The 14246-nt window shown below is 41.3% G+C and carries 14 protein-coding genes and 2 riboswitches; of the genes, 12 read left to right on the top strand and 2 right to left on the bottom strand.

Going from position 1 to position 14246, the window contains the following annotated elements; genetic code table 11:
- The first annotated feature begins 38 nt into the window (after positions 1-38).
- From MKY77_RS14390 to MKY77_RS14360, 7 genes are all read left to right on the top strand, one after another.
- Complete coding sequence (locus MKY77_RS14390; RefSeq protein WP_064097607.1) at positions 39-758, top strand: response regulator transcription factor; 720 nt, start codon at positions 39-41, stop codon at positions 756-758.
- Positions 752-2539, top strand: a complete 1788-nt coding sequence (locus MKY77_RS14385) for an ATP-binding protein (RefSeq protein WP_339149826.1) — start codon at positions 752-754, stop codon at positions 2537-2539. Before MKY77_RS14390 ends, MKY77_RS14385 begins: the two co-directional genes overlap by 7 nt.
- A 77-nt stretch (positions 2540-2616) precedes the next feature.
- A riboswitch (cobalamin riboswitch) is annotated at positions 2617-2819 on the top strand.
- Positions 2820-2991: 172 nt separating this feature from the next.
- Positions 2992-3408: a DUF4430 domain-containing protein gene (locus MKY77_RS14380; RefSeq protein WP_339146540.1), complete on the top strand. Its 417-nt coding sequence runs from the start codon at positions 2992-2994 to the stop codon at positions 3406-3408.
- A 2-nt stretch (positions 3409-3410) separates the two neighbouring features.
- Positions 3411-3962, top strand: a complete 552-nt coding sequence (locus MKY77_RS14375) for an ECF transporter S component (protein ID WP_342515364.1) — start codon at positions 3411-3413, stop codon at positions 3960-3962.
- A gap of 265 nt (positions 3963-4227) precedes the next feature.
- On the top strand, positions 4228-4764 hold the full coding sequence (gene sigX, locus MKY77_RS14370) for an RNA polymerase sigma factor SigX (RefSeq protein WP_339146538.1): 537 nt from the start codon (positions 4228-4230) through the stop codon (positions 4762-4764).
- Positions 4754-6031, top strand: a complete 1278-nt coding sequence (locus MKY77_RS14365) for a hypothetical protein (RefSeq protein ID WP_339146537.1) — start codon at positions 4754-4756, stop codon at positions 6029-6031. Before sigX ends, MKY77_RS14365 begins: the two co-directional genes overlap by 11 nt.
- 211 nt (positions 6032-6242) lie before the next feature.
- A complete protein-coding gene (locus tag MKY77_RS14360) occupies positions 6243-7055 on the top strand; it encodes a histidinol-phosphatase (protein WP_339146536.1) in 813 nt (270 codons plus the stop codon).
- Between the two features lie 70 nt (positions 7056-7125).
- Here MKY77_RS14360 and serA read toward each other — a convergent pair whose 3' ends face one another.
- Entirely contained in the window at positions 7126-8700 is a 1575-nt protein-coding gene (gene serA / locus MKY77_RS14355; protein WP_339146535.1) for a phosphoglycerate dehydrogenase, read from the bottom strand.
- A 197-nt stretch (positions 8701-8897) separates the two neighbouring features.
- Positions 8898-9030, top strand: a riboswitch (FMN riboswitch).
- A gap of 179 nt (positions 9031-9209) precedes the next feature.
- On the opposite strand from serA, the gene MKY77_RS14350 reads away from it, so the two are divergent.
- Positions 9210-9794 (top strand): ECF transporter S component, encoded by a 585-nt coding sequence (locus MKY77_RS14350; RefSeq protein WP_339146534.1) that lies wholly within the window; start codon positions 9210-9212, stop codon positions 9792-9794.
- A gap of 50 nt (positions 9795-9844) precedes the next feature.
- Here MKY77_RS14350 and MKY77_RS14345 read toward each other — a convergent pair whose 3' ends face one another.
- Positions 9845-10093 (bottom strand): ferredoxin, encoded by a 249-nt coding sequence (locus tag MKY77_RS14345; RefSeq protein WP_339146533.1) that lies wholly within the window; start codon positions 10091-10093, stop codon positions 9845-9847.
- 333 nt (positions 10094-10426) lie between these two features.
- Here MKY77_RS14345 and MKY77_RS14340 point away from each other — a divergent pair, with 333 nt between their 5' ends.
- From MKY77_RS14340 to MKY77_RS14325, 4 genes are read left to right on the top strand one after another with little or no spacing between them, the layout of a single operon-like run.
- A complete protein-coding gene (locus MKY77_RS14340; RefSeq protein ID WP_342515363.1) occupies positions 10427-11440 on the top strand; it encodes a helix-turn-helix domain-containing protein in 1014 nt (337 codons plus the stop codon).
- Positions 11412-12941, top strand: a complete 1530-nt coding sequence (locus tag MKY77_RS14335) for an ATP-dependent DNA helicase RecQ (protein WP_339146531.1) — start codon at positions 11412-11414, stop codon at positions 12939-12941. The genes MKY77_RS14340 and MKY77_RS14335 overlap by 29 nt, the downstream gene beginning before the upstream one ends.
- Complete coding sequence (locus MKY77_RS14330) at positions 12938-13555, top strand: CPBP family intramembrane glutamic endopeptidase (protein WP_339146530.1); 618 nt, start codon at positions 12938-12940, stop codon at positions 13553-13555. The genes MKY77_RS14335 and MKY77_RS14330 overlap by 4 nt, the downstream gene beginning before the upstream one ends.
- Positions 13548-14243 carry a LysM peptidoglycan-binding domain-containing protein gene (locus tag MKY77_RS14325; RefSeq protein WP_339146529.1) on the top strand — a complete coding sequence of 232 codons (696 nt, stop codon included), beginning with the start codon at positions 13548-13550 and terminating at the stop codon, positions 14241-14243. The genes MKY77_RS14330 and MKY77_RS14325 overlap by 8 nt, the downstream gene beginning before the upstream one ends.
- Positions 14244-14246: the final 3 nt, after the last annotated feature.

Below are 14246 nucleotides of genomic sequence, written 5' to 3'. Positions count from 1 at the left end.
AGGCTTTTCCTACAGAATCTAATAAGGGGGCTTTATTAATGGAAAAAGAAGTGAGAATTCTTGTGGTGGATGACGAAGACCGAATTAGAAGGCTTCTGAAGATGTATCTTGAAAGGGAAAACTATGTCATTGAAGAGGCAGATAACGGCCACTCTGCGCTCGAACTAGCATTGGAAAAAGAGTACGATGTCATTCTCTTGGATATTATGATGCCCGGAATGGATGGTATGGAGGTTTGTAAAGAGATCAGAGAAAAGAAAGCAACCCCGATCATCATGCTGACGGCCAAGGGAGAAGAGACGAATCGCGTGCAGGGATTCGAAGTAGGAACAGACGATTATATCGTAAAGCCATTCAGCCCAAGAGAAGTGGTGCTGCGTGTGAAAGCGTTGTTACGTCGCTCATCTAGTACAACATTTCTTACCACGGAGACGACAACAAAGGATGTCATCGTATTTCCGCATTTGACGATCGACAATGACGCACATCGCGTGACATCCGAAGGGAAAGAAGTAAATCTTACACCTAAGGAATACGAACTCCTTTATTTCCTGGCAAAATCCCCGGATAAAGTTTTTGACCGTGAACAACTGTTGAAAGAAGTATGGCAGTATGAATTCTTTGGTGATTTACGTACGGTAGATACACATGTGAAACGACTCCGTGAGAAGTTGAACAAAGTATCGGAACCGGCCTCCAAAATGATTGTTACAGTATGGGGAGTAGGCTATAAATTTGAGGTTGGCAATGAATCATGATTTGGAGAAGTGTCGTTGGTAAGCTCTGGCTTACCATTTTACTTTTGGTTTCCTTTGTATTATTTGTATTGACGATCTTGTTACTTGAATTCTTTGATAATTACCATGTACAGGAAGCGGAGAAAGACCTGACACAGGCTGCAAGTAAGATTTCGTTGATACTGGAGCAGCATGAAAATATGGAACAATCTAAATCCATTGCATGGGAGCTTGTGGATGAAGTATCTCGAGTGGTGATTTTCACTGATAAAGGGGAGTTTTCTCATTCGCCGAATCCGGAAATCGATCATCTTCCTGCAGAATTTTTCCTGAATGATCCAGAGCTTTCCCTTGTATTTGAAGATCAGCCGATTGTAACAAAGAAAACGTACCTCCCAGATCTGAATATCACCGATGAAATGCATGGGGAAGTGATGATTGTCGGTATCCCTTTGCATATTGACGGAAATAAAGATGGAGCTGTTTTTGTTTATCAGTCCCTTCTTGCTATAAAAGAAACGACAAAACAAACGACGAAGCTGATTTTGCTTGCAGCTGGATTTGCCATCTTTCTGACGACCATTTTTGCTTTCTTTCTTTCAACTAGAATCACAGCTCCACTCAGAAATATGAGAGAAGCTGCCTTTGAAGTTGCACGTGGGAAATTTGACACGAAGGTCCCAATCCTAACCTCGGATGAAATAGGTGAATTGGGAATGGCTTTCAACCAAATGGGAAGGCAGCTCAAATTTAATATCAATGCCCTGAATCAGGAAAAGGAACATCTTGCAAACATACTCAGTAGTATGGCGGATGGGGTAATTACCCTGAATCGCGATGGGACCATCCTTGTTACGAACCCACCTGCTGAAAAGTTTTTGCAGGCATGGTTCTATCAAGAGGGGAACGCCAGTGGAGAAGACCTTCCTGGTGAGGTGAAAGAAATGTTCCAGCGGGCCATATCGGTAGAAAAGGAGCAAAGTATTGAGTTGATCTATCAGGGGCGCACATGGGTAATTGTAATGAGCCCTCTGTACACGCAAACAAATATTCGTGGAGCAGTTGCCGTTATCCGTGACATGACGGAAGAGAGAAGGCTTGATAAGCTTAGGAAAGACTTTATTGCCAATGTCTCCCATGAGCTACGTACACCTATCTCCATGCTTCAGGGTTACAGCGAGGCAATTGTGGATGATATAGCAGGAACGGAAGAAGAGAAAAAAGAACTGGCTTCCGTGATTTATGATGAATCCTTAAGGATGGGAAGACTGGTCAATGATCTTCTCGATTTGGCAAGAATGGAAGCAGGTCATATTTCCTTGAACTATGAACAGACTGATGTCGCAATTTTTGTAGAGAAAATCACTCGTAAATTTCAGGGGTTGGCAAAAGAAAAGGCGATTGCCCTGCATTCTCTTGTAGACGGAAAGGGCTCTATCCAAATGGATGTCGATCGGATGGAACAAGTGATGACAAACCTTGTTGATAACGCAATTCGTCATACGGCTGACGAAGGGATAATCTCCATCCATGTTAAAATGATGGACAATGGGGTTAAAATCGATGTGAAAGACTCCGGACACGGGATTCCCGAAGAGGATCTTCCATTTGTATTTGAACGGTTTTACAAAGCCGATAAGGCGAGAACTAGAGGGCGCGCAGGTACCGGTCTTGGGTTGGCAATCGTGAAAAATATAGTGGATGCGCATCAAGGAACCATATCGGTTCACTCCAAAGAAAACGAAGGCACGACATTTTCCATGTTTATTCCGCAAAAGTTGAATTTATATGATGAGCAATAGCGAAAAATCTTGTTTTGTATGAAACATTTTCTTGTCATCCATAGACATATCTTGTAATATGAAACTTAGTAAAACTGAATAGTTAACATATAATTGGTGTCACGATGGTGACTTAATAGGGAATTTGGTGCAATGCCAAGACTGTCCCCGCAACTGTAAATGTGGACGAAATGAGATTACCACTGTATGAATAGGCTTAAGGAATTAGGTCACCATATGGGAAGGCTCATAGTAGGAGGAAGCATAAGTCAGTAGACCTGCCAATTATTTATACCAGTTTCAATACTTCGGGGGTTGAGTAGGAGAGACGGCACAACTATGTTTTCTTATTGAATTAATATGCCGTTATCACCTCATCCTGAAAATCGGATGGGGTTTTTTGTTTGCTCATAACCCGGGGACACACGTTTTACAAATCTACCAATAAACTTACATAAGGGGAAATGAGAAAAATGAAGAATTATTTGTTAACACTAGTTGCAGCACTTACTCTGGTTTTAGCAGGATGTGCAGATGCGACAAACGAAGCAAACCAAAACACCAACAACTCGGCTCCTGCACAGGAACAACAAGAAAATAACTTATCTACTTCCATCAAGCTGACTAAAGAAGGCGAAGAAGTCATCAGCGAGGACACGTTTGAATTTGAAGAAGGAGAATCCCTTATGGACGTGATGGATCGCAACTTTGACCTTACCACAGGTTTTGGTGGAGATTTTATTGTTGGGATTGACGGGCTTGGCTCTGAAGATGAAGCAGATTATTATTGGAACATATCAGTTAATGGGGAAAGCTTAATGGTAGGTGCAAGTGATTATACTTTAGAGGAGAACGACGAAGTACATTTTGATTATCAAAAGGTGGAATAAGTATGACTACCAAGAAGATAGCATTATTGGGAATGCTGATTGCTCTTTGTGTTGTAGGAAGAATTGCGTTTGCTTCCGTTCCAAATGTGCAACCAGTAACGGCAATCATCATTATCTGTGCGTTTTGGATGGGCCCCCTCTCAGGAGTCATTCTAGCAGTAGGGACCACATTTGCCACAAATCTCGTCCTTGGTACGGGGTTGTGGACATTTACACAGATTTTTGCATGGTCGGTCATAGGACTAGTAAGTGGAGCATTGGGAATCTGGTTTAAAAAGGTACCGGTTTTTATACTTTCTCTATATGCCGGCCTCTGCGGATTATTTTTCGGTCTTGTATTTTCCATCCAAAACATGGTCGTAGGGGGCTTTCCCTTTTTACCTTATTACTTGGCCGGCTTGCCGTTCGATATCAATCATGCCATAGGAAATGTCGTCTTCTTTATCGTGTTATACCCGATTCTTTCCAGATTGCTTAACGAAAAAGCGCCATTTATTGTGAGAAGAAAAGGTACCTTACCTGAATACATGATGAGCAGTACGAATAAGAAATGAAGTCGAGGAGCGTCAGTACCCATCGGGTGTTGACGCTTTTACTATTAGACTAGGAATAGGTCGAAATATGTATAAAGCATGTGGAGCAAATGCCTACAAAAATCCCTATAATCCATTAAGGACATCCAGTATACTTAAAATAAGATAGAAATTTGCAAGAAAAAAATACCAAAATACATCTAGTCAAATTGTAATTTTTTTAATATATTTGTAATGTAACTTTTTCACTATAATATGCGACTAATGAAATGAACGGAGGGAAACTATGAATACCGTTTTTCAAGAGCTCTATGAAAAATATCACCAGGATGTTTATCAATTCCTATATTATATGGTGAACAATAAGGAGCAAGCGGAAGACCTCGTTCAAGAAGTTTATATAAAAGTTTTGCGTTCCTATGACCGTTTCGAAGGAAAAAGCAGCGAAAAGACATGGCTCTTTTCCATAGCTAAACATGTCGCCATCGATTCCTTCCGTAAACATAAAGGATGGAAAAACAAACTACTTGAAACATTTGACTGGAATAAACAGCAAGTCAGAGATCACGCTCCCCTACCAGAAGAGATAGCTCTTCAAAATGAACAAGTCCAACAAATGTACCGGTGCTTGGATAAATGTAAAGTCGATCATCGGCTGGTCCTTGTCCTGCGGTACATACAAGCCTTATCCATTCAAGAAACTGCCCAGATACTGGGATGGACGGAAAGTAAGGTGAAAACAACTCAGCATAGAGCCTTAAAGGTCTTAAAGACTTATATGGAAGAACTTCAAGAGAAAGGAGGAAACAGCAATGCGTCATGACGAGCAAGACCAACTGGAAAAGCTTTTGAGGCAAATGCCTAAAATTAAAGATGATCGGGACCCGAATCAAATATATAAAGAAATTCAACCAAAGTTAGCAAGTACACCTCGCCGAACGAAACTAATGCCTGCGGTCGCTTTGGTGGCAGCCTTATTCATTGTAGCAATTATCGGACCAATGTTTGTCAATAACATGAACTTTGATATGAGTTTGAGCGGCTCTGATGCAAATAGCGGATCAGAAGAAAACATGGATATGGCTACGATGGATGCGCATGAAGCCTCCGATGACTCTGAAGTCGAGATGGAATCTAGCCGCAAACATATAAGCGAGGAAGAAGAGGCTTTATCAAAGGATGAATCGGAAGCTAGTGATTTTGCTGCAGTTGAAATGATGACTGCAGATGGAAGAAGCTTTGTTGTGTCAGCTTATAATGAGGCTGATGAATATGCTGTGACGATAGGCGCTACCTTGTCTCATGCGGATACTATTCCTTTTGGAGGGTCAACTACTCCATTGACAGTGATTGTATCGAAGGAGGAAGGCCAAACGTATGTAGATGCGTTAAACAAAGTCCGTGGCAACCTAGCATTTGAAAATTATGGATTAGAAAAGCCATTCATCAATGATTTTGGAGTTGTTACAGAAGAAATTGATGCTTCGGGAAATCGAGTTCCTGTAGTAGACATTACAAAGATGGATAAAGGGCTTTCTTCTTTCCAAGACCCATTATTCCAAAAAGAACTAATAGATACATTCAGTCTTCATTACTCTCAAGTTCAGTTGAGTGATAATGGCAATAAAGTGAATGTTGAAATAGGTAATACAGTATACGAGGGCCCAATTGTTTTTGAACAAAATCAAAAACGTGCCTATTATAAATACTATACAGGCTCCATTCTACTTTTAGTTGCCGGCCATGAGCGATTTAAAACGATTGGAGATACTCTTAAGGCTATGACAAGTGCCCCTGAACAGCATGACTATAGCAAGCTTGAACCATCCATTCCAGACACGGTAAAAGTGGATGGGGTGACGATAAAAGATGATGGAGCGATAGCTCGCATAAAGTTAGCTGATAGCAGCGTGCTAGAAGATAACGAAGAAACCATCTTTGCGCTTGAGGCGATGCTGATGGTAGCAAAAGAATTCGGATTAATGGGTGTGGTTTTCGAATCGTCCCAAACCGGAACAATCGGTACTATCCCACTCAATGAAGAGGTAAGCGTACCTTTTTCACCTAATCCAATTCCTTATAGTGAGTAAGTAAAAAGCGTGCATTTGTGCACGCTTTTACTGTTTCAAGATGCGTTATCGGTAAATGGCCAGATAAGACTTAACGCCACCTTATTTCATATGGGAAGAAAATCATCGCGACATCCTTCTTATTAAATTTTGGTTAATTCTGAAAATCCCCCCCAAACTCTCTTAGAATAGTAGTATAATTAGCAAAAAAGAAGAGAGGGGACAACCAAAAATGCTTACAGACTACCATAATCATCTGGAAAGAGGGACGCTCACACTTGACTATTTAAAAGAGTTCATAACATCAGCGCAACAAAAAGGGATACAAGAGTTTGGCATATCCGAACACGCCTACCATTTCTATCAGACAAAAGATATCCTTAGTAACCCTTGGGTGGAAGAACGGCGATACTATGATATGGCTGATTATTTCCAACTGTTTCAGGAGGCATGGAATCAAGATATCAACGTAAAAATGTCAATCGAGATGGATTACACGCCAGGAAAACATGTGGAGATGAAAAGGTTCATTGATACTTATCCGTTTGACTATGTGATCGGTTCCATCCACTGGGTGGAAGACTTCGGGATCGATTTGGCCGAATTTAGAAAAGAGTGGGATCGCCGAGATACATATGAAGTGTATACCAAGTATTTTGACCAGGTGGTCACACTTGCCCAATCAAATATGTTTGATATAATCGGCCACCTGGATTTAGTGAAAATATTTAAGTACGTACCCCAGGATGAAGAGTTTCTTCTGGAACAGTATGACAGGGCTTCGACGGCACTTGCCAACTCCAAGACTTGTGTAGAAATTAGCACTGCAGGGTTAAGAAAGCCTGTAGGTGAACTTTATCCCGATAAACGTTTATTAAAGATGTGTCATGACAAAAAGGTGCCTATTGTCCTATCATCTGATGCCCATGTCCCTGAGCATGTAGGTGCGGATTATGATCAAGCTATTGAACTTGCAAAAGCAGTAGGGTACAGATCAATCATGACGTTTAATAAGGGAGAGCGGGTCGAGTTGGAATTGGGCTGAAAACAGTAAAAGCAGGAGGGAACTGATTAATTTCCCTGTCCTGCTTTTTTTATTGCAGTACGATTAAGTTTTATAGTTCCAACGTTATCGCGGAAGATATATCCGGTATGAGAAGGATTTCATCTACAAGTGACTTATCCAACTGCTGGTCAAATGAGAGCATCATGATTGCCTTGCCACCTTGAAGCATGCGGCCTACATGCATCGTTGCAATGTTAGTCTCGTGCTTGCCGAAAATGTTACCAAGTTGTCCGATGACACCAGGGCGGTCTTGATGCTGGACATATAGTAAATGTCCACTTGGAGCAAAGTCAATATCAAAACCGTTCATATGGACGATTCTAGCACCGTATCCGTCTATAAATGTTGCTCTTACGATAAGGTGGACATCTTTCCCTTTCACTTCTACCTGTATGATATTGGAATAACCGTAGCTCTCAGATGTATGCTTTTCACCGTAGTTAATGCCACGTTCTTTCGCAATAGTTGCTGCATTGACTTCATTTACGGTCGTATCAACCCGGTTACGTAAGAATCCTGCTATGACGCTTTTTGTAAGGATGGAGGTTTCCCATTCTGTAATTTTTCCTGCATAGGTTGCAACGATTTCCTCAATAGGTGTTTTCGCAGCTTGAGAAAGTATGGAGCCGACCGTTTTTCCAAGCTGATAAAACGGTTGGATCTTCTTGTAGATCTCTTTAGGAATGGTGGGAAGGTTGATGCTTGTATGGACGGATTGCCCATTTAGATAGTCCAGTACATCTTTGGAAACCTGGTATGCTACGTTATATTGAGCCTCTTTCGTTGATGCACCCAAATGTGGGGTGACAATTACATGTTCATGCTCTACCAAGTCTCTATTGGTGGGTGGTTCCACTTCGAAAACATCAAGAGCTGCGCCAGCAACATGTCCTGTGTTTAAGTGATACAAAAGGGCTTCTTCGTCAATAATTCCACCACGGGCACAGTTCACTAGATAGACGCCTTTTTTCAAAGAAGAGATGTTTTCTCTGTTGAAAAGACCTTTCGTATCTTTTGTGAGAGGAGTATGTACCGTAATAATATCAGCTACCTTCATCACGTCATCCAAAGGCAAGGAGGTCACACTTAATTTCTCAGCTCGTGTTTCTGTCAGAAATGGATCGTAGACCACGACTTTCATCTGGAAAGCTTTCGCGCGTTTGGCTATTTCACTGCCAATTCGACCGAAACCCACAATTCCGAGAGTCTTTCCGAAAAGCTCCGTTCCGATGAACTTCTTACGACTCCACTGTGAACCTTTCACATTCATATTGGCTTGAGGAATATGACGTACCAATGATGAAATCATGGCAAAGGTATGCTCAGCGGTGGAAATGGTATTACCATCAGGTGCATTAACGACCACAACACCGCGTTTTGTAGCAGCCTGAATATCTATATTATCAACTCCGACCCCGGCTCTTGCAACTACCTGCAGGTTAGGAAGCGAGGCAAGCAGATCCTCATCCACCTGGGTTGCACTGCGCACAAGCAGAGCTTGAATGTCTTCACGGTTGTAAATGTCCTCCTCGCGGTCTTTCCTATAAACCTTGACGTTCTCCGCTTCCAGTAGTGGAGTCAGTCCGTCTGAACTAATTGAATCTGCAACAAGCACGTGGTACATAAAAGATATCCCTCCAAAATTTTATAAAATTTCTGATAACTTATCATCTAAAAAGGGGGCTGTCAATAACTTTGCGACAGGTCGAACCTATGTAAGCGCTTATTGTTGCGAAATCCCCATAAAAAATGAATAAAGGTTCATTTCTCTTTCCTTTTTCCTATTTTACGAGTATAATAACTTCGTAACTAAATAATATGATCTATCTTCGGGGCAGGGTGAAATTCCCGATCGGCGGTGATGAGGTTGACTCTCTAAGCCCGCGAGCCTTTAGTGGCAGGATTTGGTGTGATTCCAAAGCCGACAGTATAGTCTGGATGGGAGAAGATGGAGGTTCAAAGTGGTTGAAAATGCAGCGTTTTTCAACGCTTATTTCCTGATGCCTTCAACACTCCCGTTTGTTAATCGACAAGCGGTTCTTTTACGTGGTGTGGCATCCTGAAGTAAATGAAAGCTTTGAAATCTCTCTTTTCGTACGAGGTGGATCTCCATTTGAAAAGGAGAGAAAAGAAATGAATCAATCAAAACGCATCAAAAAAATGGTAACAGTGGGTATGTTAAGTGGTATCTCTTACCTGCTCATGTGGTTAAGTTTTCCACTCCCGTTGTTGCCTCCATTTTTATCTGTGGACTTCAGTGACGTCCCTGCATTGCTTGCTGCGATTATTTTTGGCCCGGTTGCAGGTATTACCGTTGAAGCAATCAAAAATATCCTTCATTATATCGTCCAAGGCAGCATGACCGGAGTTCCTGTCGGACAGATGGCCAATTTTACTGCTGGAGTGCTCTTTATCTTGCCGACATACTTCATATTCAATAAGATCCGAACAACGAAAGGGTTGGGCCTCGGTCTAGTGGTTGGAACTTTATCGATGGCAATGTTTATGAGCGTCCTTAATTATTATATTTTCTTGCCGGCATTCACCTATTTCTTGAATGTCCCTGCTGAATCATCTGCACAAATGATTGAAGGTATCGTTAAAGGTATTTTGCCTTTTAATATTATAAAAGGGCTTATTGTCACGTTCTTATTCCTGTTGTTATATAAGAAGTTGGCAGTCTGGCTTGAGCGTCAGTTAGAAGTGAAAAACGTATAGTTAACAATAATAAAACCCCGATTCTTAGGAATCGGGGTTCATTTCGTTTACTATTCGAATTTTAAAGCGTCGCCGTCGAATGGATCGTCGGCAACCTTGATGGAATCAGTAGGACAGCCTTCGAATGCGTCCATCATGTCATCTTCCAATACATCAGGAATCTCCACAATTCCTTGGTTGTCATCAAGTGTTACGAACGCGATACCCTCATCATCGTAATCATAGATGTCCGGAGCAGCAGCTCCACAAGCACCACATGCGATACAAGTATCTTTGTCAACAATCGTATATTTTGCCATGAAAATAAACCTCCCAATTAGTAACTAGTCGATAGGACGAACATTTCCAATTATTAGTTGGAAACGAATTCCTCATACTTTATATTGTAAAGATGTTTTCTTAACTTTTCAATAGAAAACTCAATGAGAATGCTTATCACATAAGGGTTCTGATAACATATTGTTAGATTACCCGACGAAAAGATGTGATAAACATGTCGCATTTTACAAAATTTTGATAAAATGACTGTAGGGGAAGAAAGGTGTAGAACTTTGATGAAATCATTCGAATTTTTGTGCTTGTTTTGTCTCCATGCTTTACGCGGAGAGAGGAGCATTTCGGGCATTTTTCATTTGCTTAGAGGGAAGAAATCCTCTCAAACGATACAAGATGCCAACATCTTTTCATTGGGTTTTCTATATGGTCTTTTTCCGGAATTGAATCGAAACTTTCTGTTAGAAAACATGGAAGCTTTGGCAACACAAGGTCTTATTGAAGAGATTCAGACAGAACATTATATTATAACGGAAACAGGGAAAGACAAATTATCCGAATACGGTAAAGTGTATCCTTTCCCCTCCTATTTGGATGGCTTTTCATATAAGGAAAAAAGCAAACACTTTTGGAAGAGGTACTCTTTACTTGTTCAGACTCTATCCAACTTAGCTGGGAAGGAAAGTTCCTTCCTGCCGATTCAGTATGAGGATTCCGTACAGCGTTGGGTTAAAAGCCATCTGTTTCAACAAAAAGGGCGTCTCAAAGCGCAGTTGATGAATGACTTGTATCATGAAACGAATCAACACCTGCAACAGGTAACAACCAAACAGGCCACAGTTTTCACCCTGATGCTAACAGGACACCGACAAGTGGGTAGAACAGCGGAGCAAATTGCAAGACTGCTTCATACCGATCCTTTTTGGGTTGAAGTGGAATTCCAAGCCGTCCTGCATTACATCATGAGCAACCTAGAAAAGGAAGAGTCAAAAGGAACCTACCCAACTCTTTATTCCATATGCCGTGATTTACTGGTACGTCCGAAACTGACGGAAACCACACAGAAAACTTTGAAGCTTCTTAACAAAGGTCTCAGCTTACTGGACATAGCCCAATTAAGACGCCTTAAGGTGAGCACCATTGAGGATCATATTGTTGAGATTGCCTTGCATTCAGAACAATTCTCCATTGAACCTTATATTGAAAAGGAGAAAATAAGTGAAATTGTAAAGGTCATTCAAAAGTTACATACACATCAACTTCGAAGGATTAAAGAAAGATTGACTAATCAGGATATAACCTATTTTCAAATAAGATTGGTTCTGACAAGGATGGGGGATGGCGATGAGTCTAGAAAATCTGTTAAAAGCTAAAACCGGCTTTTCATCCTTCAAAAATGGCCAAAAAGAAATAATGGAAGATGTGCTCGATTACAAAGACGTCATCGCACTTCTTCCTACCGGCGGAGGGAAATCCCTTTGTTATCAGCTTCCGGGATATGTATTAGAAGGGGCGGTCCTGATAGTTTCTCCCTTATTATCCTTAATGGAAGACCAAGTGCAACAACTGAGGGCCAGTGGGGAGAAAAGTGTGGTTGCGCTTAATTCCTTTTTGTCATTCTCAGAGAGAGAACGGCTGTTGTCCCTCGACCTGCATAGGTACAAATTCATTTTTATATCGCCTGAAATGCTCCAAGTGGAAAGATGGATCAAAAAGCTGCAATCTATCCAAATCGGTCTGTTTGTAGTCGATGAAGCCCATTGTGTTTCGCAATGGGGACACGACTTCCGCACGGATTATCTGAAATTGGGGAAGGTAAAGGAATCACTGGGAGGGCCGCCGAGTTTGGCACTTACCGCAACAGCCACTAGAAACGTTATCAAGGATATTCATACGTTTTTAAATATGACTTCCCCTTCCCTTCATATCAATTCAGTGGACAGGCCAAACATCGCGATGAAGGTAGAGTACCTTCCCAACAACCAAGAAAAGAAAGAAAGGCTGTTGGAACTGCTACAATCTCTCAGGTCCCCTGGAATTGTCTATTTTTCAAGTAGAACAAAAACAGAAGCGATTTGTAGATACCTTCAAGATAACGGTATAACACGTATTGCCTATTATCATGCAGGCTTGACTCAGGAACAGCGGGTCTTGATCCAGCAGCAGTTTCTGATGAATCAGCTAGATATTATCTGCTGTACAAGTGCTTTCGGAATGGGAATCAATAAAAGCAATGTAAGTTTTGTCATCCATTATCATCAACCAACACAACTTGAGGCATATGTGCAGGAAATTGGGCGTGCAGGAAGGGGTGGCAACAGAAGCATTGCCATTTTATTAAAAAGCAAGGAAGATGCGACGCTACCGGAATTCATTATTGAAAATGAACTTCCTGACCCTGCTTGGATTTCTTACACAGTGCATGAACTGGTTGCTTCATATGGGGAACTCACTGATTTGGCCAGAGTCTCAGTAAGAGAATGGATGGAAAATGCCCCCGAGGAGGAATCCCATTGGAGGTACCTTTCCTACCAAATAAATGAGTTCATTAAGAAGCAAGGGTGCCTATCATACAAGACAATTAAAGATTGCATTGCATTCATTCTTGCCCACATGGAAGAACGCACAACAGTGAAACGAAACAAATTGGAAGATTTTAACCTTTGGACTTCAACATCTCTGTGCAGAAGAAAGGGTATCCTCCGCTATTTTGATGAAGAATTAATTTCTACTCCTGTTCCATGTTGTGATGTTTGTGGCTTGGATATGGATTATTTTAAAGGGGAAAAAAGGAACTTGTCCGAGGGAAAGGATATGTCCCTTTCTTGGCAGGGTCTTTTGAAAAATATATTTTGGCAGGAAGTTGAAAAGTGAAAAATAGACAAGCTGAAATGATTAAAGATATGAGCCCAAAAGAGCTCCTATTCCATCTATACCTATCCCAGTTGGCATTCTTGGTTATCGGGGTGATTCTTGCTTTTATCCTATTCGACAACATTGCTTCCTTCCTTAGGATACTGTCCTGGAAACCGTTAGAAGTCTTGGTAATCGGGACGTTAGTGGGCATAGGCGTTGTTGGTATTGACCTGTTATTGATGAAGTGGCTACCGAGGGATCTTTTCGACGACGGTGGCATCAACGAAAAGATGTTCCAGACCAGAAGTGTCCCTCATATTTTTTTACTGGCAATATTTATTTCAACAGCGGAAGAATTCTTGTTCCGAGGAGTTATTCAAACACATTTTGGAATTTGGGTCGCAAGTATCGTTTTCGCACTGCTACATATTAGATATTTGCACAAATGGGTATTATTCCTCTCCGTTGTTATATTAAGCTTTTTACTCGGATACCTCTATGAAGCGACAGGAAGTCTATTTGTCACAATATGGGCGCATTTTCTGATTGATGTATTACTCGCATTAAAGATTAGATATGACTACGTGAAAATTGAAGACCATGAAAAGGGCAGGAGTGGGGAAAATGAATGATAATAAAGGGTTGGATCAAGCAGACGGGCTAAGGGAGGAAGTCCAAAAAGAAACTAACAAGCTACCTTCAAGAAGTGAACTGCACGCTCATAAACGAAACTCGAATACTAAATGGAAGCTGAATTTTCCTTTTGTCCGGTTAGTAGGTGTACTGTTTCTTCTGATACCTATCAGCATTTTGGCAATCCATTTTAATGACAAGGATTCCAGTTTCCTCGACAAAATCTTTACGCCACCAGTGAAGAATGTGGAATCCATCTCCATCTCGAAAAATGTCTCAGCTGACACCGCGGCAAACAAAGAGAGTGAAAAAGAAATTCCTGCAACAGATCGAGTTTCCATTATGGAGACGGACAAAGAACAGGTAGCTGAAGGGGAAGATGGCAAGGAAACAAGCGGACCAGGGAAGACAATAGAAAAAGAAGAGGTGACCGCAGCTAGCCCTCCTGTGGAAACAAGCACTTCTGGTGGTATGGAAACAGAAGAAACCCCAGAAACGACGGTTACAGAAGAACAGTCTAATGTGCAATATGTAGAACATGTAGTTCAAGAAAGTGAAAACCTCTTCCGCATTTCCATGAAGTATTTCAGCAGCAGGGAAGGCGAAAGAATAATCAGTGATTATAATAATCTTGTCAATGATCAGGTAAATGTAGGCCAGAAACTGCTTATTCCGATTAATAGGTAGGAT

It is taken from the genome of Sutcliffiella sp. FSL R7-0096, assembly GCF_038595065.1.
GTDB lineage: Bacteria > Bacillota > Bacilli > Bacillales > Bacillaceae_I > Sutcliffiella_A.
The sequence above is the reverse complement of the archived record's forward strand: the minus strand, read 5'-3'. Positions and strand labels throughout refer to the sequence as shown.